This is a genomic window from Citrobacter sp. RHBSTW-00881 (genome assembly GCF_013728515.1).
GTDB lineage: Bacteria > Pseudomonadota > Gammaproteobacteria > Enterobacterales > Enterobacteriaceae > Citrobacter > Citrobacter braakii.
The window spans coordinates 126581-149256 of the sequence record NZ_CP056270.1 but is presented as its reverse complement, the minus strand read 5'-3'; the positions used below and the strand labels follow the sequence as shown (position 1 = coordinate 149256).

The following is a 22676-nucleotide window of genomic DNA, read 5'->3' as shown; positions in this document are numbered from 1 at the left end:
ACCCTTATGCGATAACCATTTTTGTTAAAAATACCGCATCGGATAATTTATGAGGGAAACTATATGGCAAGGAGGCAGATTCTTTCTCTGTCGGAAAGAGAATCATTACTGGCATTGCCAGACGATGAGTTAACGCTGACCCGGATGGCCTATTTCAGTGAGCATGATCTGGCGCTTATCTGTGCTCACCGTAAACCCGCCAGCCGTTTTGGTTTTGCCGTCCTTCTTTGCTATCTGAAAAATGTTGGCTTTGCCCCGGATAAAAAAATCCCACCCTCTGATGCACTGCTGAAACATATCGCCAGCAGGCTAAATCTTACCGGTGATCTCTGGCCTGCTTACCTTTCCGGCAGGGATACGACCCGGCGCGAGCATTTAACCGAACTGTACCGCTATCTTGGCGTGAAGGCATTTACCGGCAAAATACAGCAGGACTGTATTACACACCTGCTGTCGATGGCGACGCGTACTGATAAAGGTATTCTCCTGGCCGAAGAGATGCTGGTCTGGCTCCGGCAGAACAACGTAATAATCCCCGCGATTGATGTCGTGGAGCGTACCTGTGCTGAGGCCATGGCAGGCGGCGATAAAATCGTATTTCAGACTCTGAATGCCCCGTTAACTCCGGCTCACAGGGATGCCCTGGATCGTTTACTTGAGTCATCGGATAATCAGTCTTCCAGGCTGACATGGCTTCTGCAACCGCCGGGTAAAATCAATGGTAAGAACGTGCTGCAACATCTTGATCGGCTCAGCAGCGTTGAATCGCTGGCATTACCGGAAGGTATAGATCGTACCATTCACCAGAACCGGTTGCTGAAACTGGCGCGGGAAGGCCGGAAGATGAGTAGCCGTGATTTGACCCGATTTTCAGCAACCCGGCGTCATGCGATCCTGGTGTGCGTGCTGGAAGAAGCCAGAGCCACACTGACAGACGAAGTGATTGAGTTGCATGAGCGAATGCTGAACAGCCTTTTCAGCAAAGCCAAAAGAACACAGGCAGAGCGCCTTCAGCAGACCGGAAAGCTGATCCAGTCAAAACTGAGGCAGTACATCGATGTCGGTCAGGCGCTGTCTGATGCCCGCGATTCCGGTGACGATCCATGGCTCGCAATAGAAAATATACTCCCATGGCCTGAATTTGTCGCCAGTCTGGAGGAAACACGCCATCTCGCCAGAAAAAATAATTTTGACCCGCTGCATATTATTACCGAGAAATACAGCATATTACGGAAATATGCCCCACGCATGTTATCCACTTTACAGTTAGTCGCAACCCCGGCAGCGCAACCTCTGGCTGATGCGCTGGTTGTGATCAAGGATATGTACCTGAAGCACTCACGTAAAGTTCCGGCGACTGCGCCGCTTGAGTTTGTCCCTGAAAGCTGGCACAGGGTGGTGATTACACCTGCGGGTATTGATCGGCAGTATTATGAATTTTGTGCGCTCAGCGAGCTTAAGGGAGCGTTGCGCTCCGGGGACATCTGGGTTAAAGGCTCACGGCGCTACAAAAATTTTGATGATTACCTCATTCCCGAAAAGGACTTTGACAAACTCACTCCGGCGCTGCCACTGCCCGTATCTGCTGATTACCATGAGTACATTACCAGCCGTATGACCCTGCTTCAGTCCAGACTTGAAGAGGTCAATGCCATGGCAGCCCTTGGTGAACTGCCCGATGTGGAAATTTCCGACAGGGGCGTAAAAGTCTCTCCGCTGGATAACTGCGTACCGGCGCAGGTTTCACCGCTGGCAGAGCTGGTTTACAGCATGCTACCGCGCCCTAAAATCACGGAAATTCTCGATGAGGTAAACGGCTGGACGACGTTTACCCGACATTTTTCGCATATAAAAAATGACATTACCCGTCCCGATACCCGCCTGCTTCTCACCACCATTCTTGCGGATGGCATCAATCTTGGCCTGACAAAAATGGCAGAAGCCTGCCCCGGGAGTACCAAATCATCACTTGAAGATATTCAGGCATGGTACATCCGCGACGAAACCTATTCAGCCGCCCTTGCAGAACTGGTAAACGCGCAGGGGAAAAGGCCGCTGGCGGCATTCTGGGGAGACGGGACAACATCATCATCAGATGGACAGAATTTCAGAACAGGCAGCACTGGCCGCTACGCAGGACAGGTTAACCCGAAATATGGGCAGGAGCCCGGACGACAGTTTTATACCCATATTTCGGATCAATACAGCCCGTTTTACACCTGCATAATAAGTCGGGTCAGGGATTCAACCCATGTTCTCGATGGCTTGCTGTACCACGAAAGTGACCTGAAAATCAGGGAGCATTACACCGATACCGCGGGTTTCACCGATCATGTCTTTGCCCTGATGCATCTGCTGGGATTTGCGTTCTGTCCGCGAATCAGGGATCTCCATGACAAGAAGCTGTTTATCAAAGGGAAAGCAGACCAGTACCCGGCGCTTCAGTCACTGATATCAACGACCAGCCTGAACCTGAAAGAGATCGAAATTCACTGGCGTGAAGTGTTGCGTCTGGCAACCTCGATAAAGCAGGGAACAGTGACGGCATCCCTGATGCTGAAAAAGCTTGCCAGCTACTCAAAGCAAAATGGACTTGCCAAAGCACTGAGAGAAATTGGCCGTATTGAACGAACGCTGTTTATGATCGACTGGTTCCGCGATCCGGCACTTCGTCGGCGGGTCCAGGCGGGACTGAATAAAGGAGAAGCCCGTAACGCGCTGGCGCGCGCGGTATTCCTGCACCGTCTGGGTGAAATCAGGGATCGTAAACCGGAAAATCAGAGCTATCGCGCCAGTGGACTGACGCTGCTGACGGCAGCTATCTCGCTGTGGAATACCGTCTATATGGAAAGAGCGGTCGATGCCCTGAAGCGTAAAGGGGTGAAGATCAACGATCAATTGCTGTCGCATTTGTCCCCGCTAGGCTGGGAGCATATCAATCTGACAGGCGATTATATCTGGAAAAGCAACCGGATACCGGCTTCCGGTAAGTTTCGTCGGTTGAGACCCGCTAAAGTCGAAAGGTCAAAAAATAGCCTTAACGAATGGAAGGGACTTCCCCTGATTATGCGCCTGATTAACTCTTGTGCAATCATGGGGTAAACACAACCCCGGAGGGATTCGTTATGACCATTACTACTGTCGGTATCGATCTTGCTAAAAATGTGTTCGCTGTTCATTGCGTTGACCAGAATGGCAAAACCGTTCTGGTTAAATCCAGAGTAACCCGCGCAGCTCTTCCCGGGCTGATTGCTGGTTTGCCGCCCTGTGTTATCGGGATGGAGGCGTGCTCCGGGGCTCATTACTGGGCAAGACTGTTTCGGCAGTATGGTCATGAGCCGCGTCTGATGGCCGCTAAATTTGTATCGCCTTACCGCATGGCTGGTAAATCAGGGAAAAATGATGCAGCTGATGCTCAGGCTATCTGCGAGGCGGTTCGTCGCCCACATATGCGGTTTGTGCCGGTTAAGGATGAGAGCCAGCAGGCAATGCAGTGTCTGCATCGTACCCGACAGGGTTTTATCGAAGAGAAAACAGCAACATATAATCGTCTCCGGGGGTTGATATCTGAATTCGGCGTTATCGCCCCACAAAGTACAGATGCCCTGCGCCACATAGTTTTTGAGCAGAAGAATTCTTTACCACTTCAGGTTCAGCAATGTGTTGATGATTTGCTGGAGCACGTTGCTCGCATTGAAGATAACATCGCTGAATATGACCGAATTTTGTCCCGCATGGCCAAAACAGATCATCGCAGTCAGCGGCTGATGGAATTGAAGGGCGTTGGCCCCACAACGGCCTGTGCGCTGGTCGCCAGTATCGGTAATGCACATGATTTTAAGAATGGGCGCCAGCTGGCAGCCTGGCTGGGACTGACACCATCGCAGTACAGCAGCGGCGGAAAGTCGAAGCTTGGCAGGATAACGAAAGCTGGCGATTCGTATCTGAGAACACTTCTGGTTCAGGGTGCCCGCTCGGTACTGATCGGGGCGGAGAAAAGGACTGATTTATTCAGTCGTTGGGTCTGCTCACTGGTCGAACGCAGAGGATACTGGCGCGCTGTTGTTGCCATCGCTGCCAAAAATGCAAGACTGTGCTGGGCATCATTGCATTACGGTGATGATTTCAGGTTGTACTCAGCCAGCTAAAGTACAAAGCTGTATGACCATCTGTTCTGCAACTCGTTGATGATAAAGGGTTAGACCCCGTGAGGTATATCTGCTTATTGTACAGGGCAAGTGTACCCGACTAACGAACTAGAGCCTCACGAGCGTCTTTCATCAGGGTCCGAATCGATGACGATTCATCATGACCGTTTATAGTACCGCAGTCTCTCCCCTTTATTTTTTTACTATAGTGCAGACAGAAACCGTAAACACCGGCGTTGACATGCCGGGGAAGCCCTTATAGTACAATAATTTTCGATATCCAAACTGACCCCAAGTAAGGACGGTCGCGCCTGTGGTGGTTTTATCTCCGTGGAGCGCCTGGCCCCGGCCATAATTGTTAGTTCGATACCCCATGAGTCACGCCTCCGGGTATTGCCAGAAAGTCGGGGGCTTCAGCCATACCTTTGCGCGATAACAGCACTAATCTGTCCTGCGGGGTCGAGACAATTTCATCCCCGTTATCCAGTACGCTGCCCACCAGCGCGAGCCCTTTCTCGAAGTGTGTAGCTTTCTGGCCAGCGCTTGAAACAATCCGTGCAGATGAACCATCGGTATAAGTGACTGCATCACCCTCCACTGCGATTTTGACCATTTGACCGTTGCCTAGATCCATAACCCTGGCGCTATCAACAGCGGTTACGACACCACCTCGCGCAGTCAGGCTTCCCTCGACCGCAACACGCCAGATTGCTGTTACCGGGTGTTGGCGATCCCTTTCAGCGTTCTGCTCAATAATTTGTCGAGCATCCACATCCATTGCGGCCAGATCAGCGTCAGAGAAAGGGGATTTGTCAAAGTCGGCCAGCATTTGTTGAGTTGCTTCATTTGTAAACTGCTTCATCGTTATTACTCCTTATAAAATGTACGGATAAATTCCGAATTGTATACGAAGTAAGCACGAGTAAATTCTGAAAATGAACTGAGGAATCATATGGTTGCAATTTGTTATGTGCAGTTACCCACTTCTGGACAAGTGATAAGAAAAACCTGAAGAGTGATAGCGGAAAATAACTTTCGGAAAAGGAGGTGCGAAAATTCCTGGCTCCTGTCTATAATACTGTATGGATATACAGCACCACGAAGAGCAGAGCATTATGAAACTTATCCCAGTGACACAACAATCACCAGGCCAATTCCCGTTGTTCGTTGAGCCTGTCAGCGCAGGTTTCCCTTCAGTCGCTTCCGATTATGTTGATGAATTTATTGATCTAAATACTCACCTCATCAAACATCCATCTGCAACCTACTTCTTACGAGTAACAGGTTCATCGATGGTAGAGGCACGTATTCACGAAGGCGATCTGGTCATCGTGGATAGCTCACTTGAGGCGAAAGAGGGGGATATTGTGATTGCGACCGTTGATGGTGATTTCACCATTAAGCGGTTGCAGCTAAGCCCGGCTCCCGCGCTACTGCCAATGAATAGCCGGATGTCACCGATCTATCTGAAAGAAGGCGAAGAACTGGCCATTTTTGGCGTGGTGACCTTCATCGTGTACAAGGCCTTGTGATGTTCTGCCTGGTGGATTGCAACTCATTTTACGCCTCCTGCGAGAGAGTCTTTCGGCCCGATCTGGTGAACAAGCCAATTGTATGCCTTTCGAACAATGATGGCATGGTCGTGGCACGTTCAGCGGAAGCTAAAAAATTAGGTATCCAGAATGGTGACGTGTACTTCCAGAAGAAAGCATTCTTTGAAGCTAACGGTGTACATGTTTTCAGTTCTAACTATGCCTTGTACGCGGAGATCTCCCGTAGGGTGTGTGAGACATTATTTAAATTCTCCAGTAATACTGAGGTCTACAGTATTGATGAAGTTTTCCTTTCGTTTGAAGGAATGCAGAAAAATTATAATTTTGATGACTATGGAAGAGAAATAAAGAAAACCGTATTAAAGAGCACCCATATACCCGTGGGGGTGGGCATATCGACAACTAAAACTTTGGCAAAACTAGCAAATAAAGCTGCAAAAACATGGACTAAAACAGGCGGAGTGGTTGATCTCAGCAGTCCAGAAAGACAACGTAAATTATTGCCATATATTGACGTAAGCGATGTCTGGGGGGTGGGCCGGAGATATGCCACCAGACTGAACAGCATGGGCATCAGGACTGCTCTCGATCTGGCCAATGCGCCAACATCGCTTATCCGTAACACATTTGGAGTCGTACTGGAGCGAACGCAGCGCGAATTGAATGGCGAGTCCTGCATAGCCCTGGAAGAGGTGAGGAAGGTTAAGCAGCAGATCATCAGCTCGCGTTCATTCGGCCAGAAAATAGAGCACTACGAAGCAATGCACCAGGCGGTGTGTGAGTATGCCGAACGTGCAGGCGAGAAGCTGCGCGAAGAGAAGCAATACTGTCGCTGCATAACGGTTTTTATTGGCACAAGTTACTATTCGAAAACGGCCCCTTACAGTGGCCAGCAGACAGTCAAGCTGGAAAACCCCACCGCCGATACCCGGGAAATCATTGCGGCTGCGGTCGCAGGGCTCCGGCATATCTGGCAGGAGGGATACCGATACCATAAAGCCGGAGTGATGCTATCTGACTTTTATGATAGCGCCACCAGCCAGCTCGATTTGTTTGGTGAGAACCGACTCTTTGCCAATGGTGAAGCGTTGATGGGCGTGATGGATAGAATTAACCGGTCAGGTCGGGGGAAATTATGGTTTGCGGGCCAGGGCATCGACAAAGACTGGACGATGCGGCGGGAGTTATTGTCACCATCCTATCTCACTAACATTAATGAAATCCCTCGCGTCAGGATTGGCTAATCAGCAGTGAAAACTTCATTCGTCATCGATAAAATTCGTCTGTAAACAAAACGAACTTGATATACTCGGTTTCGCTTGTTATGAGTATGTATGTACATACAGTCCTCCGTGCAGCGGAGGGAGTTTAGAGCCCTTTTTCGGGGATAGAAATGAATATCTCAACAACTTTCCAGACGCTGGAGAGCGAGATCACACAACTTCGTGGAGTGCTGGGTTCCCGGCTTCCGCTCAAGGCGAGTGTCTGCGTCCTGCCAGCCGTTGCTGATGGCGAAGAAGATATGGCCATCGAACACATCATGCCTGAGCTGAAACAGGGACACGATGCTGTCCATGCTGCCTGCGCGGCATACGCTGACCTGCATATCAGGGATGGCTATTCGCAGAAGTCCGCTCGGCGCACTACCGGCGTATTATGGTACGACAATACAGATGCGGAATTCTCTCAGCTGGTTACCCGTTTGGTGACATCCATCAACCAGCATAAAGAGAGCATTCAACGCCACATCATCGAAAACTACGGTGGTGATCGCCGACCGGAATACATGCGCTTCAACGCGCTGCATAGCGCCTGCCCTGGTGTCATGACCCTGCATCTCTATCGGCAGCTGCGTATGTTTGATAATGCTAACGTCAATCTGGTCAGTTTCGGCTGGAGGCAAAAGACGCTTTTTAGCAGGGTTAACAAAATCGAGTTGCTCCAGAAGATGGGCAAGGACATCGAGGAAGATGAAGATAAATCAGTCAGACTCAACTCGTTGATTAAGGCTATTGCGCGTGTACCGGAAGAAAAGCTTCGCTTACGCCGTCCGGTTAAAGTGCATCCAGCTGCAAACATCGCGATGGCTGATCCTGAACACCCCGACCAGATACTGCGTCTTTCTGCCGCTTCATCTATGCCGTTCATTATCATTCAGGATGAGCACGTGAAAATTCGGCCATTGCCAGAGTTCGTGGCCAATGAAGTAAAGCCGAGGAGTAACCGCCTCAAGACAGATGTGATCGGTATATTCCACGGCGAAAGTATCGAAATGATTCTCTGACCACACCGGCCAAAGGACTGGCCGTATTCCCCCCTCATAATTTCGTCACTCGCCGTCCATGCCATACCCTGAAACTAATATTGAAAATTCATTATGTTCAGCAAGGAATGTGGCGTGAAATACTTTGAATGTGCGCTCAGGTTCAGAATCGCCCCAGGTGACGTGTATGGGATCCACCAGCAACTGGATAAGGTAGTCCAGGAACGTTCTGGGTCGCGACTCCCATACACCTTCTACTCTCGCAAACAAAGTGCCTCCGACACCCAGGTTGTTCTGAGAACGGCTGTTGCACTCGGGCTCCCTGGCGAAGTCATGAAGGAAATCATGTTTGTGTCTGGCCAGAAAATTCGAATCTGCGGCTCGCTGGCCACTATTCGACGCGAGGAAGCTGGAGGCCGGAAAAGAGAGATTTGTCCACCTGCCCATGAACTCCCGGATTATATCCACTATCACCTGGAACGGGCCGGAGTGATCTGTGGACGGTTACGTATCGTTCGAAGCACCAAGTTCCATATTATTAAGCCCGGGAGCGTTGGCCGTACATCCCACAAGATCATTGTACCGATGAGCCAGTACGATGCTGAATGCGTGATTGAAGATGTCGGCGCACTTGAACAGGCATACGCTTTCGGGATCGGCAGAAAGCGGATATTCGGCTTTGGCTATATGAACAGCATCGAAGTGCTTTCCTGAACAGGCCATTAAGCATAGTTATTATCTGAATTTCAAACCGACTCGCAAACTTACGGCATTAACACTTCTGATACACCCTTTAAATGCTGTAAACTGTTGTAGCCCTTACTAAATCGTAAGAGTGGGGATTTGCAGCCCCGACTAATGACACGCCGTTCATGTACTTGAACGGTTCGCACTCGCTCGCCTGTTTTTTGTCAATGGTGGGTCGGGGCGTGGGAGCCTTACGGCTCGCCAGTCGTCATTAGCTGGTACTGCAAACCATGTTCCGATTCACCACCAAAGGAAATGGAGATGGAAAAACAGGACTGGCATAAGGCAGACATCATAGCTGCGCTACATAAGAAAGGTTTGTCACTTGCCTCACTGAGTAGGGCTAACGGTCTTTCAAGCAGCACTCTGGCAAATGCACTGACACGTGACTGGCCTAGAGGCGAGATCATCATCGCTAATGCAATTGGTGAAGAACCTCAAGAAATATGGCCAACCCGATATTTTGATAAGGCAGGAATGCCGATCAAGAGAATCATAAGAAAACCGGTTTAAATGAAAAAGGCTGGCATTTTTGCTGGCCTTATATACCTCCTGGCTCTGCTACTGAAACCACTAACACCGATCAAATGGTCATCAGCGAAATACCCCGTTCATTTCTATTGACCTCTTTACCTCCATGTAATCAAATTGATGGAATAATAACGGTTACGAGAGACAAACTGATGACGGTGTTATCTGCCCCTGAAATGCGCTTTGGAACCAAACAGGATGTTCCCTTTATCATAGCGGTGATTCGCGACGGTATGCGGGATGGGTATTTTAACTTTGATGATGATGACGGACTGTCTCAGTTCGAAAGTCAGATCTCAGAAGCCATTGCCAGGCGGGAACGGGGAGAGAATTGCGCCGATTTCTTGTTTGTCTTTGATGCTCAACATAATGGCGCAGCGATAGGTTTTGCCCTACTGACGGGCAAAAATGGTGCAAATGGACTTGCTTCACATCTGGAAATCAGGATGTTTGGTGTTACCAGGAGTCAAAGACAAAAAGGATTTGGGCGCTCCATGTTGCAAAGTATTCTGGATGCTACTCCCGGCCATAAAGTGGAGGCATCCTGTCTTCCTGCATCAGTTGTCATGGCCAGGATGCTGACTAATGCGGGTTTTCACGTCAAAGAGATAAGCCCGTTTGGAAAGCGTACTTTCAGACGCTAATGTAAAATTCAGATAAAAAAACCGGCTGACGAATTCAGTCGGTTTAGTAATCCTGCAAAAGGATGCTGGACAGCGACGGACGACTTCAGAGCTGTGGCAATGGCCCCTGGTTATCTTCAGTCGCAGCCTGGTCTTTATCCGGGGTGGCCGTTGCAGTCCGCGAGGCATCAAATGAGACCGTTGGGTCGCTGAGAGTCAGGATGCCAGTGTCTTCAACTTCTCGCGTTGTCAGCGTAAGCTCAGATTTACTGTCATCACACTTATTCGTTTTCTCCGCCAGTGCCTTGCACCAGATATAACGACCTCTCTGGGCATCAGAGACTGAAGGCTCTCCATATTTCTCGATCGCCGACTTCAGTAAGAGATCAGGGTTGCTGAATGAAAAGCGGATTTTGTAAGCCACCGGCTCAATGGGGTCAACTGCCGTATCGGGGATAAAATAGACCACCGTCTCCTGGTGAGCATCTCCCCAGAAAATACTATTCAATGAGTTGTTACTGTAGCGCTTTTGAATTTCTTCACCAGCAGACTGGCCAAGTTTGTCAGTGATAGCAGTGATCGCTTCAGAAGCTGTCATCCGCAGGCTTACCGGCCCTATAGAAAAAGACATAACATCAAAGCTATTCAGGGGGGTAATGGTGCTTTCTGGAGCGGTAGATGAATCGGGTACGTCATCACTGTACAGACTGTCATCCCCCGGAGAAGGCGTTACAGGTGCTGAATTTTGGATGTCAGGTGTGTAGCTGGGATCGGGAGCGTATAGGCCCATTGTATCATTCTGTACAGCAGAATATACCGAAGCGGTCGGCAGGACGGTAAGGAGCGCAAGGGCGCAGTATCCAAGGTATCTGGTCATATTCACCTCGTCAGTAGCAGTTGTCCTACTGTAACAGCGCGAGGTTTGAGAACATCATGGAAATGGGGTCAAAGCGGGGCGAAAAACAAGCCTGATTCACATGGCTTACGTAGCAGCATGGAGATCTCCTGAAGTCGGAGAAAATGAGTCAGATAACGCGAATATCGAAAATGGAACGAAGTACTTAATTACCTAACAGGAGGTACATGTTAACCTGACGAACATTGCTTACTGCCTATTTGTAGATTCAGGCTACAGGGAGAATCCAAGTGCCAAACTGCATACCCCTTAATCCGGTATTACCTAAAAACTTCGACGATACACCTAATGAAAAGCGCTCAAAGTCTCAGCTTGATGCCTGGTGGGATCATCCATATGGCATTACTTGCCCGGACGGGAAAATCACTGTTCGATGCCTGAATGGAGGAGCTTGGGATCGTTCGACAGTGCTGGGAGTAGCGGACAATTACGAAGAAGCCTGCGAGCTCGCAGAGCGCGAGCAATCAGCATGGGTCAAACGCCGTGCGGAGCCAATATTCTACTATAGCGGTGAAGCTCCATTCAGAGCGATAAGGGATGCACAACGTCCTGATCAGGAGCAGACCTTTGTCGCGTCTTTTGACACGCAAGATGAGCTAATCAGCTGGCTTAATAGTCAGAAAACCAGTTAATACCAAGTCTGGAAGTCTGCTTCTCAACAGACTTCCACATTTGATTATCAAGCTCCCCATAATTTGGGTTCAGTATAAACATTCCATTACGTTCTATTCCCCTCATTACATTCATCTATCCGTAAATTTCGTTAGCCAGCACATCGGGGTGATACTGATGTCAGGTAAACAAAACGGATGCAAAAATGCAGACATGTTCGGAAGTCCTGGCGGTTGAAATATTCAATCAAGTTGGACGTGAGGCAGCTATTGCTCAATATAACTTAATTTGTGAAATAGCCCAGCGACGTTACGAAGACAGCCTGGCCAAATATGGTTCCGTGCCAGCTGGTTTCACCGCGCTCAATTTCCTCCATCCGGCAGAACTTCAGGAGCGTTACATCCTGGGGTTGGGAATTCAGCTTTGTATCGATGAGCAGCATGAAGCCAGGGAACGGGTTTTAGCTCGCTGCCTGGCAAGAAAAAGGGCCGCATAAACAGGTGATAAAACAACTCAGCTATAGCTGAACACGCACTAATTGGCTATGTTAACAAAACGAACAAGGTGGCGATTATGTACAGTGAATCTATCGATCGTGCTATCAGTATCCTCAAGGACGCGGGCGAAAAAATCGGTATGGAACTGGGTAGTAATGTGACATCTCAGGAATCAGAACTGCTTGAGGATGCGCTGGTGGGCCTGACTAAAGTTAAAGGGCAACTCTGCGGTAATCACTCCTTAACTGATGTAAAAGCGGACGTCGTGCCTTTTAGTCTCAGTTCGACGAAGAACGTCGATAGCCCGCATTAATTAACAACCACCAACTGGACGGAAGGGATATGACTGAAGACAACGCCGGTAGTGTTTCTGGAAAAGCACAGAACGCCCCAAAAGCAAATGCCCACCTGGACAGGCTCTTTGATTTCATTGTGACAGAAATCAAAGAGCAGGGTGCAGCACCGTCTTACGAGCAGATCTGTTCTTCTCTGGGGTATTCAAAAGGGCTCGTTTCCCGGCGTATCCGGCAGTTGCATGACCAGGGACGAATCATTATCGATGGTGAAAGAAAGTCTATGACGCTGCGCGTAGCGAAAGGACAAGGTCATGATGACATTGCCGAACTCCCGGACATGACCAGTGACAGGAAAGCAATCATCACGTATGTCAAAAAATACATGAACAGAAATGGTGGCCGTGGGCCATCAGTTCACGCAATAGGGAAAGCGCTCGGCTTCTCGAATAACAAGGCGCGTAGACATGTGGACTATCTCGACGAAGTAGAGAGGGTACGTTACAGCCCTCATCTTAATGAAGTAATCGTTATCAATCAGGGTGATTACGTTAAAATTACCCAGGACAACGATGAACCACCGAGCCCGGCAGAAGGTTAGCCATGATTCGCATATGGAGAGAAGTTGTAAACGTAAAGGTTCAGGACGGGAGCCGTAACGGACGAATCTGGTTTCTTGAACTTTCGTGTGGCCATCATGCTGTCAGACGTATACCTCGATTACGTCTGCATAATCTGACGCAATTCGAACGACTTGAGCCACCAGCTAAATGTCACTGTGTATTGTGTGAAATAGATGCTATTGCAGGACAAAAATAGCAATAAACACAACATAAAAGCCCTCAATTTGTCCCCATTGTTTTTAGCCTGACAGCATTGGTACTGATAGCCTAATCATATTTAAACGCATAACCCTATGGTGGACATATGAAAAAAGCTGTTTTTGGCCTTTTAGCACTATTGCCCTTCATAACCAGCGCAGAATCGATCGATCCGAACGATTTCTATGCTCAGCAGCCTTCTCAAAACTACCAACAACCTGCTGCCAGCGAGCAACAGGACGATGCTGACAATTCCAGTGACCAGACAGCTGCGATCGTATTGAACCTGGAAAGTTACAAACCGCTGGGGAATTTTGTAGTCCCCCAGGGAGTAGAACGCCCATTCATTGGTCTTATTAACAGCAAAATTTTCATACTGTCTGAGCAACCAGATAAACGCTTGGCTGGCCTATGGATAGGTCGTAGTCAGGATGGTCGTGAAGCACTTTGTGGTTACCTGAACAACAGTATGCAGGTCAGAAAATGTTATTACATCTTATATCGTGAGTAAAAAATGGGGCCGTAGCCCCATTTATTTTAATGTTTGAATGAGGGTATAAAGGGTATTACTGGATTTGTTCCTAGCGAAGCTAATTCGTTAGGCGCAAGATAACGTCGCAGTTCAGTAATCAATATATCAACTGATTTATCCCAGCCATCTCTCACAATGTTTAGAATGTGCCGAGCTGGATAATGTGTTAGAAAAGGATGGTTGGGGCCAAATTTATTAAGGTGTTCAATAGTACCTATTGCATCGAGATAATCTGTAACAAGATGGTGTTCTGACTCAAAAATAGCGACAAATTTATAACCATCAGCAGCGTTTACCCACTGGCAAGTACAGTCATTAAGCTGAAATTGATTAGAACGTTTTTCCCCCTTGGGTTTAGGATTGACTCCAATACCAAAAGACAAATACAAACCTTTCCTTCCCCAGAAGGCCGGTCTCTTCAAGTCCTGACCATTGTTTCCTTCGACCTCTCCAAGAATGCCAAACAAAGTAGCTGATTCTTGGTTAGGATTCGTTCTCATACGGAAAAGAATGCATAGATCTGCAAACTTTAAGCTATTATAAACTGAATTATAAAAGACATTCTCATGGCCAAGTAGATAAGGATTATGCTCTACCGCAAAATTAGTGCCACTTCTAAAGTCACGGCAGCTAATGAATACACCAAACTGGCTCATATTAGCGAGGATATCGACATTGCGATAATCAGACAAATTAATAAGTATAGTATTTAAGACTTCTCTACCTTCATAACTCATCAGATAGTGGCAGAGCAAATTTTGTAGACCGAAGTTTCTGAACTGATCTTTAATTAAAGAAAAATATCCTTCACCAGCTAATGAAACTAGGTTTCTCATTGTTGGTGTATGTTTCCCCATGAGAGGGGAATTAAAACGTACCTTCATCCGGTTATTATCATAAAGGGTTTCAATAATTGAGCAAAAGTGCATCGCCCAATACGCGTTGTTATCACCAATTAAACCGGGTTTCACTACAGTAGTTTTAGAAAAATCCATTCTGTCTCCAAAGCAGTAATCAGTCACTCATAACACGATATTTGCAGTGAAAGTTATATCTGTAAGCAAATTTCGTCAGCTGTTAGCGTCGTATTAGGCTTAGTAAAAAGCCGGAGGTAGATATGCCTAAAGACGATGTTGCAACAATCATAATCCAGAATGGGTTGACGCATAAAGTAAATGTGATCTGCAAATTCAGCGCACAAATCGACAATCAAATGTTCTCATTCATCATCCATCGCACATTAAGCGTATGTCGATATGCGCTTGTCTGTAAGGCAACAGGCCAAAGAATTGCAGTTCTTGATACCAGTCGAGTAAAGGCACTTGGTATGGAAGCAGCAGGTAAACTAGCGCTATCAGATCTGGCCTCATCATTAGGCGAGACTAGACTTGCTGCGATTCTGACAAATTCACTTCAGAGCAGGAGCGCGGCAAGTGAGTGATTTAATCGACGATAACTTTATTATTCCTGCACTGAGTAGCATAGCAGGCATCACCACGCCACTATCAGGACAAACGTACAGGAACGCTCCAGATATCGACATATCTTGCTATGACGTGATAATCATTTGCCTTAGCGGCGGAAAAGACTCCATAGCCTGCCTTCTCCACTTAATTGACATCGGGGTCGATCTGTCCAGGGTGGAACTCTGGCATCACGATGTTGATGGCCGCGAGGGAAGTACTTTAATGGACTGGCCATTTATGGCCGACTACAACCGCAAAATAGCTTCAACATTTCAGATACCGTTGATGTTCTCCTGGCTTCAGGGAGGAATGGAAGGTGAGATGCTGAAAGAGAATGGCTACAGTCGCCCGCAATGTATCGAAACCCCAGATGGATTAATAATCGCGGAACGTGATATCCAGCGAAGCACTCCCGCCACGCGACTTCGGTTCCCTCAGCAATCACCAAGCCTTAAAACACGTTGGTGCTCATCAGCACTAAAAATTGATGTTGGTCGGCGAGCACTCACAAATCAGAGACGCTTTGACGGAAAAAAGGTGCTTTTTATTACGGGGGAAAGGAGAGCGGAAAGCTCTAATAGATTCAATTACTTACAACTGGAGCCACATACCAGCAGTTGCAAAAAAAGACAAGTTGATGCCTGGAGGCCAGTACTTGAATGGTCTGAAGAACAAGTCTGGGAGATTTTAGCAAAACATCGTGTTACAGCCCCAGTACCGTATCGTCTTGGATGGGGTCGCAGTTCATGCTTAACGTGTATATACAACAGTGCTCGCATATGGGCAACCATCAAACATTATTTCCCCGAGCGTATTCACGCAATGGCCAACTATGAAAACCGCTTTGGGGTCACTATCAGTCGTAAACGAATAAATGTTCTGGATCTAAGCCAGAATATTTCTCCTATTAATATCACGGATGAGGAAGCGCTGCTGCAAGCGGTAAATCCGGTCTATACATTGCCCGTCATTAACATGTCAAAAGAATGGGTGCTACCTGGTGGGGCGTACAACCGGGAGAAATGCGGGTCAGACTAATTAGCCATCAGCGATTTATAGCTGAGATTTCGTCACCTGAATATTACGTGGAAAATAGATATCAAATAGCAACATTGATACAGGCTTAACCGCCTCTGAAGGAAATATTATGACGATGGTAACGGCCAGAAATTGTACTGAAACACGGTTCAACCAGTTATGGGATGCTCTGCATGAAAAAAGCAGTGCGGAAAACGAATCCTTGTTTCAGCAAGAATTGCATCGCTGCCGCAGTAAACGTCAGCGAAGTAAACTGGCCGGGCGATTCGCCGGTGCCTGGCAAACCTTATTCGATGCCTTCTGTGAAGGTCGGGTCTTCTGCTCACTTCTGGACTCGGTTATCCACCAGGAGAGTATCAGCGAATGGCAGGTTGAAGAGTTAATCTCATTCACTTCTGCCCAGATGTCGACTCTATACAAAGGGTAGAGGTAGATATGGGACAAAGAAAATGTGCAGCAGCGTTCCTGCTCGCTGAAGAAATGTACCAGATACCAGCGACCAAATCGGTGATACTTGCCCGGGACCTGGAAGAAAGAGGGTTGTATCTCCGCGCTGCCAGGCAATGGGGAGAGGTCATGTTTGAACATACCCAGTGTACTGAGTACATTGTTGAACAACGGGAACGTTGCATTCGGTTATCCAATTCTCGCCATGAAGACCGTATCAGACAGCATGAGCAGGCAAGTGATCTTCAATATATTCACAAGCATATTAATGATGTATACACACGGATGGGACTAAAAGACGATGGTGTCTTTAATACCGCCTGATTTGTCGACCTTTTCCGTTCATTAAAAAATGAAACTGAGGAGAATGAGCGCACTCTTGACTGATTTTGACGGAGGATTACGTAAGTGGTTAAACAAAGTTTATTTGACCTTATAGGAGCTACCACGGGCCCAGAGCGAGATCTGTTGATCGTAAGCCTTCAGTCTCTACATCGTGAACGAGTAAGCTCATACAATGCATTGTGTACAGCCTGCTCAATCTCTGGAGATAAAGTCCCGCCAATGTCTTTATTCGGCATAGACGAGGTTACTGATGCACTACGCCGGTTAGGTGCATTACCGATCAGATAGTTCTTCAAGTAGTCAGGGTGAACAGGTTTGAATTGATACAAACGGCCTATGCTGAAGAGGAACAGAGATAACTGATGAAAACAAACGAAAACCTGCTGAACAGCATTGGAAAAAGTATTCGAATGTGGCGAGATAACTGCTTCCCTCCATTTCAGCGAGCGTATGGAACATGGTTATTGGTTCTGGTTTCGGTTAATGCCGGGATATGGTTTTACATAACCTCTGACTGGTCTGTACAGTTCGTCGGCAATATAGCAGGGCTCTTGGTTTTCCCAATGCTGGGTCGAAAGGTTTTTACAAAACGCGCCAGATCTTGGCAAGAAGAACTGGATATTAAGCTGGCAAAATACAAACCGCATAACATAGCTGCATGGAGGGAGTTGCAGGCTTATGCCTTGGAATCCAATACGCTATCTTCACAAATTGTTGAACGGTGGTATTTCAAAGAGCGGGAATTTATCAAGACGGCCCAAAAAGGGAAGCCGGGTAGTTCTGAACTCAAATTTCTCAAGAATAATACTGGATCAAAGCCTTAAGGAATCTGAGAGCCGGTGCGTAATGCAGAACCCACAGCCGAAGGGTTTTGGGAGTTAAACTGATACAGCTTTTACCGTGAGGTGGGATTTATGTCGAATGTCTTGCAGAAAGAAAACATCATCATGTCTCTGCCTCATCGTGACTGGAGTTGTGAAGTCATCGAGTGCCGATTAAAAGTGTGCCCCGTACCTGACGAACTCGACAGGGGGAATAACATCTTTTTCATCGTGGAAGACCTTTACCAGCTACGCGAGAACAGTGAATCACTTAACGTGCTTGGACAAATTCTGGCGAAACGTTTCCCACACATACCACCAAAAAGAATGCACCTTGTGCTGCACCGACGTGATGTGCAGAAAGCTCATGGAGTAGCCATCCACCTCTACCGCTTCATGCGTAGCGAGAAAGAAAATAACCGTAGTATTTTCATTGGTCGTAACCCTACTGAAGTTTCCCAGAAGACGGCATACGCCTCGATGTGCATTTTCTGACCACCAGCTGTTGAATCGTCACAATAGCCGACATAGTCGGCTATTTTTTTACGCTAAGAAAAACCATTTATGCCCACAAATTGCGGTTGAAAAAGCTATTTATTTTTGGGTGCAAAACGTCCTCATTCTCACTGTAACAATAAATTTCAACATGTGATTATAGTGAGAGTCGAAGCTGAAACATGAATGGTGGCTACATATGCATGATCTCCAGAATTCGTTAACTAGCAAAAATACCAACATTATCCGTGCTGAATTTGAAAATATGCTTTCTGCGCGTGGAACATCTATCGTGCGTTTTGATACCAACGCAGGGGCGAACAGCGGCGAGTATATAGGAAAAGGAATTCAACGTGAGTGGGTTGGGTATTTGCTAAACCATACGAGTTCTGGCCATACGGTCAAGGCATTTGAACCGGTGTATTCTATTCCTTTAAAAATCAGGCCAGACCTTCAATCCAGAAATATTGCAGACCACCAGACTAAAGTAAAAAAGTTATTTGAAAGTTATGATGAAGCGTATCTTACAGCCGCTATAGACTCAGAAGAGTATTGCAAGCCATTCTGGGTTTATCAGAATGCAGATGACGGTCATTACTCGATCAGTACTCGCGGTTTCAAAAATGCAAATGCACCTGCAAGCATTCCGAGCGATAATCGCATTGATATCGCTCAGATGAAAATGGGATATCCCATGCTCGATTATTGCCATAACATTATACCGTCCTCAGTCGTGCGATTAGGATTTAATGGGCGAGTGTTTACGCAAGGTAAGTATTATTACACCAATGAAGAGGTTTTCAGTTGGTTGTCCCGGAACCCGGATAGCGCAGTTTTCATTACGTTCCCAAAAGTTAACCAGACTGATAGATCTGAATTGATGTCAATTATGAAACGAGAATTCCTGAATTCGTGGGGTTTATTCTCATATTATCGCTGGCTGGGACGCAGCACCGCATTACTGGCATTGAGCCCGGTCAGTTCTAATGCTTCTGTTAAGTTAAGAAGTAGCAATGCACACTTCTTCAAAAATGCAATGCTGGCTGTTAACACGATCATTCCTAAAGGTAACGGAATTTCGTAATCGGAATAGTTACCGTTAGAGTGATTTAAAGATCGATTCATTCTGGAAATTGAACGAAGAAAATTTAATGGGAGTAACTATGACTGCACTACGCCGTATCTCAACAGAACCAAGCTGGACTCCAGTTGGCATCCGGGGCGAAGGGTTACCGACTAAAGCAGGTGTATACCGTTTTATTGTTCCCCGGGAAGCCGATAGCTCAGAACATATTGAGTTTCTGGCGTTAGTGCGCTGGCGTAAACACGGTGTTCATCAACTGTTATTTCCCACCTTTGAATACATCGTATGCGACGAGAATATCGTGCTCCCAGAAGGCACATGCTGGCGTGAACGCGAACCGTGGGATCCAGATACGCTGGGGGAAACCGAGTTCATCATCGTTCCTGAAATGAGCGCGGGTGCTCAACGCTGTCCGTTCTGCAAAGAAGTTCCGCGCATCGTTGGTGATAAATACAACTTTGAGTATAAGGAAAACTACATCACGAAAATGCCTCACCGGTTTAACCGCCTGTGGTTCAGCTGCTGTAAATGGGTTGCTCCTGTGCCCACTTCTGGGATTCAGTCACTGATTACGGCCTGGAACAAAATGCTCGGGTCATCCCGGTAGGAGTAATGATGAAATGTGCGTACCTACGAAAGTTTCTGATCATTGCTTTCATAACCGGCATTAGCGGATGCCAGAGTCTCGGAATAGGGTTAAGCCTGGATGAGCGCTACCAGAAGGCTTATCAGAAAGTACTGGCTGACCCTAATGACGATAACATTAAGACTTTCATGAAACTCAGCCAGGAAAAAGGCGAAAGAGACATGCAAGAGGCAAATTCGAAAGGGCTTTGTTGAATAAATCGAACTTTTGCTGAGTTGAAGGATCAGATCACGTATCTTCCCGACAACGCAGACCGTTCCGTGGCAAAGCAAAAGTTCAAAATCACCAACTGGCCCACCTACAATAAAGCCCTCATCAACCGTGGCTCCATAACTTTCTGGCTGGATGATGAAGCTATTCAGGCCTGGTATGAGTCAGCAACACCTTCTTCACGAGGCAGACCTCAGCGCTATTCTGACCTTGCCATCACGACTGTGCTGGTCATTAAACGCGTATTCAGGCTGACCCTGCGCGCTGCGCAGGGCTTTATTGATTCCATTTTTTCTCTGATGAACGTTCCGCTACGCTGCCCGGATTACAGCTGTGTCAGCAGGCGGGCAAAGTCGGTTAATGTCAGTTTCAAAACGCCCACCCGGGGTGAAATCGCACACCTGGTAATTGATTCCACCGGGCTGAAGGTCTTCGGTGAAGGCGAGTGGAAAGTCAAAAAGCATGGCCAGGAACGCCGCCGTATCTGGCGTAAGCTGCATCTCGCCGTTGACAGTAAAACACATGAAATCATCTGCGCTGACCTGTCGCTGAACAACGTTACGGACTCAGAGGCCTTCCCCGGGTTAATCCGGCAAACCCACCGGAAAATCAGGTCAGCCGCCGCCGATGGCGCTTACGATACCCGGCTATGTCACGATGAACTGCGGCGTAAGAAAATCAGCGCGCTTATCCCTCCCCGAAAAGGTGCGGGTTACTGGCCCGGTGAATATGCAGACCGTAACCGTGCAGTGGCTAATCAGCGAATGACCGGGAGTAATGCGCGGTGGAAATGGACAACAGATTACAACCGTCGCTCGATAGCGGAAACGGCGATGTACCGGGTAAAACAGCTGTTCGGGGGTTCACTGACACTGCGTGACTACGATGGTCAGGTTGCAGAGGCTATGGCCCTGGTACGAGCGCTGAACAAAATGACGAAAGCAGGTATGCCTGAAAGCGTGCGTATTGCCTGAAAACACAACCCGCTACGGGGGAGACTTACCCGAAATCTGATTTATTCAACAAAGCCACAGCAACAAAAAAAGTTGAACAGAGTATGCAAGAATACACTGATACTATAGCTAAGCTTGAAAACGACTATGTTAAGAATGAGACGGAGATTGCTGAGTACAAAAATGAACTCGCTGCTTACCAAACAATACTCCAAACCCTAAAACGTATGGCAAAAAGGCATCTCAAGCAATAATACATTTCGTCTCTTTTCAGGTAAACAAAATGGAAACACAATGTATTTTCATTGCAGGTTTCAAAAATTGTTTCACTCTGGGCCATACATGTTTAGTATGGGGACATAACAAAGAGAACGCTGGCGAGTACGCTGGCATAAAGATCACCTTTCCCGGCCTGGCCGGGATTTTTTTTGTCTGATGTGCCGTCCTTCTCACCACAAACTTAATATCCTGACTATTTTTATGGATGTGCAGTGCAATTATTTAACGAATTACCATTCGTCACCAGACCGGACAGGCTGATAATAATGTCATCCGATACAGAGCTGGGGAGGGTGTATGACTAATCGTGGCTATAGCAAAGTAATTATCGAAGGTACTGTAGGCCGTGAGCCTGAAATCCGACAACACCCTACCCACGGCATCTACGCAAAGATTTATGTAACAACATCTGAGTCCTCAATGGAGGATAAATCTGGTCTGGAGAAAATTACGGAAGAACACTATCAGATCATTTTGCTTGGTCAATTTGCTGATGTGGCCCGCAATCATCTTCATGTCGGGACAGGAGTGTACCTGGAGGCCCAATTGCGTACCCGCCTAATCAAGGAGGATGGTAAAGAACGCTTCTTTATGGACGTACTTGTCAACCCCGTGAAGGGGCATGTTCTTCGCAAAGTCAATGTAGGCGGTAATAAACTGGTGAGTCGTCACCTCCAGCAGAACCGTGGGCAGGATCACCGGCAGAATACCAGTTATAGCCGCAGGCCACAAAACACGAACGCGAGGCCAGCAACACCACGCAACTCGCCCCCAACAATGGAAAATTATTATTTGGGAAATCAGGATGAAGTTCCAGGAAGCACTGGTGCTTATGGAACTGAGATAGCCTTTTAATGATTAGCAGCATATCTGTTTTAATTTGTATCATAACTAATGGGGAATTATTGCCGTGAATGAATTCAATAACGCACTCCAGACGATACTGGAAAATGGGTCTATGTCATATGGCCAGGCTGCTATTTATGCCGGTGGTGCAATTTGCGTTGCGGCCCTTTTTTCGGCGATACTCAGAAGTGGACTACTGGTAATTTTGGGAATTGTCTCAGGCTTTTATCTGTTCAGTCTCAACACTCCAGACAGTACACTGGCGTATACTGCTGCTGCCTCAGACCGTCTCATCGAGCAGGTTAAAGCTGTCGGTGGATGCGCCACTAGACACATTGAGGATGCGCAAACTCTGGGTATCATCATAAAAAATGGCGATGTTATCGAGATAGCAAAGCAGTGCGGTATTATAAAATAATAACCGTAGCATATTATGATTGATGAATGCCTGAATGGTAATCTGCTCGCGGATTACCATTATTTTTTGAGATGTCTTATAGAACTTATCTA

27 protein-coding genes are annotated in these 22676 nt (G+C 47.3%); 24 read left to right on the top strand and 3 right to left on the bottom strand.

The window, feature by feature from the left end; all coding sequences use genetic code 11:
* The first annotated feature begins 63 nt into the window (after positions 1-63).
* Together HV311_RS25885 and HV311_RS25880 are read left to right on the top strand one after the other, a co-directional pair.
* The gene (locus HV311_RS25885) at positions 64-3102 is read left to right on the top strand and encodes a Tn3 family transposase (protein WP_160387628.1); all 3039 of its coding nucleotides are present in this window, start codon (positions 64-66) and stop codon (positions 3100-3102) included.
* A 23-nt stretch (positions 3103-3125) separates the two neighbouring features.
* Positions 3126-4148, top strand: a complete 1023-nt coding sequence (locus HV311_RS25880) for an IS110 family transposase (RefSeq protein WP_001567660.1) — start codon at positions 3126-3128, stop codon at positions 4146-4148.
* Between the two features lie 358 nt (positions 4149-4506).
* Here the strand turns inward: HV311_RS25880 and HV311_RS25875 are convergent, their stop codons facing one another.
* Complete coding sequence (locus HV311_RS25875) at positions 4507-5010, bottom strand: hypothetical protein (protein ID WP_007372141.1); 504 nt, start codon at positions 5008-5010, stop codon at positions 4507-4509.
* 253 nt (positions 5011-5263) lie between these two features.
* Between HV311_RS25875 and umuD the strand changes: the two genes are divergently transcribed.
* The 6 genes from umuD to HV311_RS25845 all read left to right on the top strand — a co-directional run bounded on the left by umuD (position 5264) and on the right by HV311_RS25845 (position 9886).
* Positions 5264-5680: a translesion error-prone DNA polymerase V autoproteolytic subunit gene (gene umuD / locus HV311_RS25870; RefSeq protein WP_008786793.1), complete on the top strand. Its 417-nt coding sequence runs from the start codon at positions 5264-5266 to the stop codon at positions 5678-5680.
* Positions 5680-6945, top strand: a complete 1266-nt coding sequence (gene umuC / locus HV311_RS25865) for a translesion error-prone DNA polymerase V subunit UmuC (RefSeq protein WP_009652912.1) — start codon at positions 5680-5682, stop codon at positions 6943-6945. Before umuD ends, umuC begins: the two co-directional genes overlap by 1 nt.
* 149 nt (positions 6946-7094) lie before the next feature.
* On the top strand, positions 7095-7985 hold the full coding sequence (locus tag HV311_RS25860; protein WP_007372144.1) for a DNA replication terminus site-binding protein: 891 nt from the start codon (positions 7095-7097) through the stop codon (positions 7983-7985).
* Positions 7986-8297: 312 nt separating this feature from the next.
* Positions 8298-8678, top strand: coding sequence for a type I-E CRISPR-associated protein Cas6/Cse3/CasE (locus HV311_RS25855; RefSeq protein WP_127649377.1), 381 nt, complete (start codon positions 8298-8300; stop codon positions 8676-8678).
* A 288-nt stretch (positions 8679-8966) separates the two neighbouring features.
* Positions 8967-9224, top strand: coding sequence for a helix-turn-helix domain-containing protein (locus HV311_RS25850; protein WP_001333498.1), 258 nt, complete (start codon positions 8967-8969; stop codon positions 9222-9224).
* Positions 9225-9394: 170 nt separating this feature from the next.
* Entirely contained in the window at positions 9395-9886 is a 492-nt protein-coding gene (locus HV311_RS25845) for a GNAT family N-acetyltransferase (protein ID WP_000217395.1), read from the top strand.
* A gap of 85 nt (positions 9887-9971) precedes the next feature.
* On the opposite strand, the gene HV311_RS28145 is transcribed toward HV311_RS25845, so the two are convergent.
* Entirely contained in the window at positions 9972-10655 is a 684-nt protein-coding gene (locus tag HV311_RS28145; RefSeq protein ID WP_008786796.1) for a hypothetical protein, read from the bottom strand.
* Positions 10656-11011: 356 nt separating this feature from the next.
* Between HV311_RS28145 and HV311_RS25835 the strand changes: the two genes are divergently transcribed.
* The 5 genes from HV311_RS25835 to HV311_RS25815 all read left to right on the top strand — a co-directional run bounded on the left by HV311_RS25835 (position 11012) and on the right by HV311_RS25815 (position 13515).
* Positions 11012-11413 carry a hypothetical protein gene (locus HV311_RS25835; protein ID WP_008786797.1) on the top strand — a complete coding sequence of 134 codons (402 nt, stop codon included), beginning with the start codon at positions 11012-11014 and terminating at the stop codon, positions 11411-11413.
* Between the two features lie 185 nt (positions 11414-11598).
* Positions 11599-11889, top strand: coding sequence for a hypothetical protein (locus HV311_RS25830; protein ID WP_007372147.1), 291 nt, complete (start codon positions 11599-11601; stop codon positions 11887-11889).
* A gap of 77 nt (positions 11890-11966) precedes the next feature.
* On the top strand, positions 11967-12203 hold the full coding sequence (locus HV311_RS25825; protein ID WP_007372148.1) for a hypothetical protein: 237 nt from the start codon (positions 11967-11969) through the stop codon (positions 12201-12203).
* A 29-nt stretch (positions 12204-12232) separates the two neighbouring features.
* Positions 12233-12784: a hypothetical protein gene (locus HV311_RS25820; protein ID WP_007372149.1), complete on the top strand. Its 552-nt coding sequence runs from the start codon at positions 12233-12235 to the stop codon at positions 12782-12784.
* A 326-nt stretch (positions 12785-13110) separates the two neighbouring features.
* A complete protein-coding gene (locus HV311_RS25815; protein ID WP_008786799.1) occupies positions 13111-13515 on the top strand; it encodes a hypothetical protein in 405 nt (134 codons plus the stop codon).
* Between the two features lie 26 nt (positions 13516-13541).
* Here HV311_RS25815 and HV311_RS25810 read toward each other — a convergent pair whose 3' ends face one another.
* Positions 13542-14531, bottom strand: coding sequence for a hypothetical protein (locus tag HV311_RS25810; protein WP_007372150.1), 990 nt, complete (start codon positions 14529-14531; stop codon positions 13542-13544).
* Positions 14532-14653: 122 nt separating this feature from the next.
* On the opposite strand from HV311_RS25810, the gene HV311_RS25805 reads away from it, so the two are divergent.
* The 11 genes from HV311_RS25805 to HV311_RS25755 all read left to right on the top strand — a co-directional run bounded on the left by HV311_RS25805 (position 14654) and on the right by HV311_RS25755 (position 22584).
* The gene (locus HV311_RS25805) at positions 14654-14977 is read left to right on the top strand and encodes a hypothetical protein (RefSeq protein ID WP_020996132.1); all 324 of its coding nucleotides are present in this window, start codon (positions 14654-14656) and stop codon (positions 14975-14977) included.
* Entirely contained in the window at positions 14970-16040 is a 1071-nt protein-coding gene (locus HV311_RS25800; protein ID WP_007372151.1) for a phosphoadenosine phosphosulfate reductase domain-containing protein, read from the top strand. Before HV311_RS25805 ends, HV311_RS25800 begins: the two co-directional genes overlap by 8 nt.
* Positions 16041-16149: 109 nt before the next feature.
* Positions 16150-16467: a hypothetical protein gene (locus HV311_RS25795; RefSeq protein WP_020996134.1), complete on the top strand. Its 318-nt coding sequence runs from the start codon at positions 16150-16152 to the stop codon at positions 16465-16467.
* A gap of 8 nt (positions 16468-16475) precedes the next feature.
* On the top strand, positions 16476-16811 hold the full coding sequence (locus tag HV311_RS25790) for a PerC family transcriptional regulator (RefSeq protein WP_008786801.1): 336 nt from the start codon (positions 16476-16478) through the stop codon (positions 16809-16811).
* A gap of 383 nt (positions 16812-17194) precedes the next feature.
* On the top strand, positions 17195-17656 hold the full coding sequence (locus HV311_RS25785) for a hypothetical protein (protein WP_009653863.1): 462 nt from the start codon (positions 17195-17197) through the stop codon (positions 17654-17656).
* Positions 17657-17746: 90 nt separating this feature from the next.
* Entirely contained in the window at positions 17747-18148 is a 402-nt protein-coding gene (locus HV311_RS25780; RefSeq protein WP_020996135.1) for a hypothetical protein, read from the top strand.
* A 199-nt stretch (positions 18149-18347) separates the two neighbouring features.
* Positions 18348-19232 carry a hypothetical protein gene (locus HV311_RS25775; protein ID WP_007372154.1) on the top strand — a complete coding sequence of 295 codons (885 nt, stop codon included), beginning with the start codon at positions 18348-18350 and terminating at the stop codon, positions 19230-19232.
* A gap of 79 nt (positions 19233-19311) precedes the next feature.
* Positions 19312-19839, top strand: coding sequence for a hypothetical protein (locus tag HV311_RS25770; RefSeq protein ID WP_007372155.1), 528 nt, complete (start codon positions 19312-19314; stop codon positions 19837-19839).
* A 254-nt stretch (positions 19840-20093) separates the two neighbouring features.
* On the top strand, positions 20094-21062 hold the full coding sequence (locus HV311_RS25765) for an IS5-like element IS903B family transposase (protein WP_000654812.1): 969 nt from the start codon (positions 20094-20096) through the stop codon (positions 21060-21062).
* A 555-nt stretch (positions 21063-21617) separates the two neighbouring features.
* A complete protein-coding gene (gene ssb / locus HV311_RS25760; protein WP_008786804.1) occupies positions 21618-22175 on the top strand; it encodes a single-stranded DNA-binding protein in 558 nt (185 codons plus the stop codon).
* Positions 22176-22230: 55 nt separating this feature from the next.
* Positions 22231-22584, top strand: coding sequence for a hypothetical protein (locus HV311_RS25755; RefSeq protein WP_154050669.1), 354 nt, complete (start codon positions 22231-22233; stop codon positions 22582-22584).
* Positions 22585-22676: the final 92 nt, after the last annotated feature.

Coding starts and splice junctions, on each gene's coding strand:
- HV311_RS25845 (WP_000217395.1), top strand. CDS start 9,395: ATGACGGTGTTATCTGCCCCTGAAATGCGCTTTGGAACCAAACAGGAT.
- umuC (WP_009652912.1), top strand. CDS start 5,680: ATGTTCTGCCTGGTGGATTGCAACTCATTTTACGCCTCCTGCGAGAGA.
- HV311_RS25770 (WP_007372155.1), top strand. CDS start 19,312: ATGACTGCACTACGCCGTATCTCAACAGAACCAAGCTGGACTCCAGTT.
- HV311_RS25810 (WP_007372150.1), bottom strand. CDS start 14,531: ATGGATTTTTCTAAAACTACTGTAGTGAAACCCGGTTTAATTGGTGAT.
- HV311_RS25820 (WP_007372149.1), top strand. CDS start 12,233: ATGACTGAAGACAACGCCGGTAGTGTTTCTGGAAAAGCACAGAACGCC.
- HV311_RS25880 (WP_001567660.1), top strand. CDS start 3,126: ATGACCATTACTACTGTCGGTATCGATCTTGCTAAAAATGTGTTCGCT.
- HV311_RS25885 (WP_160387628.1), top strand. CDS start 64: ATGGCAAGGAGGCAGATTCTTTCTCTGTCGGAAAGAGAATCATTACTG.
- umuD (WP_008786793.1), top strand. CDS start 5,264: ATGAAACTTATCCCAGTGACACAACAATCACCAGGCCAATTCCCGTTG.
- HV311_RS25775 (WP_007372154.1), top strand. CDS start 18,348: ATGCATGATCTCCAGAATTCGTTAACTAGCAAAAATACCAACATTATC.
- ssb (WP_008786804.1), top strand. CDS start 21,618: ATGACTAATCGTGGCTATAGCAAAGTAATTATCGAAGGTACTGTAGGC.
- HV311_RS25795 (WP_020996134.1), top strand. CDS start 16,150: ATGACGATGGTAACGGCCAGAAATTGTACTGAAACACGGTTCAACCAG.
- HV311_RS28145 (WP_008786796.1), bottom strand. CDS start 10,655: ATGGGCCTATACGCTCCCGATCCCAGCTACACACCTGACATCCAAAAT.
- HV311_RS25875 (WP_007372141.1), bottom strand. CDS start 5,010: ATGAAGCAGTTTACAAATGAAGCAACTCAACAAATGCTGGCCGACTTT.
- HV311_RS25780 (WP_020996135.1), top strand. CDS start 17,747: ATGTCGAATGTCTTGCAGAAAGAAAACATCATCATGTCTCTGCCTCAT.
- HV311_RS25790 (WP_008786801.1), top strand. CDS start 16,476: ATGGGACAAAGAAAATGTGCAGCAGCGTTCCTGCTCGCTGAAGAAATG.
- HV311_RS25850 (WP_001333498.1), top strand. CDS start 8,967: ATGGAGATGGAAAAACAGGACTGGCATAAGGCAGACATCATAGCTGCG.
- HV311_RS25855 (WP_127649377.1), top strand. CDS start 8,298: ATGAAGGAAATCATGTTTGTGTCTGGCCAGAAAATTCGAATCTGCGGC.
- HV311_RS25785 (WP_009653863.1), top strand. CDS start 17,195: ATGAAAACAAACGAAAACCTGCTGAACAGCATTGGAAAAAGTATTCGA.
- HV311_RS25815 (WP_008786799.1), top strand. CDS start 13,111: ATGAAAAAAGCTGTTTTTGGCCTTTTAGCACTATTGCCCTTCATAACC.
- HV311_RS25830 (WP_007372147.1), top strand. CDS start 11,599: ATGCAGACATGTTCGGAAGTCCTGGCGGTTGAAATATTCAATCAAGTT.
- HV311_RS25825 (WP_007372148.1), top strand. CDS start 11,967: ATGTACAGTGAATCTATCGATCGTGCTATCAGTATCCTCAAGGACGCG.
- HV311_RS25860 (WP_007372144.1), top strand. CDS start 7,095: ATGAATATCTCAACAACTTTCCAGACGCTGGAGAGCGAGATCACACAA.
- HV311_RS25805 (WP_020996132.1), top strand. CDS start 14,654: ATGCCTAAAGACGATGTTGCAACAATCATAATCCAGAATGGGTTGACG.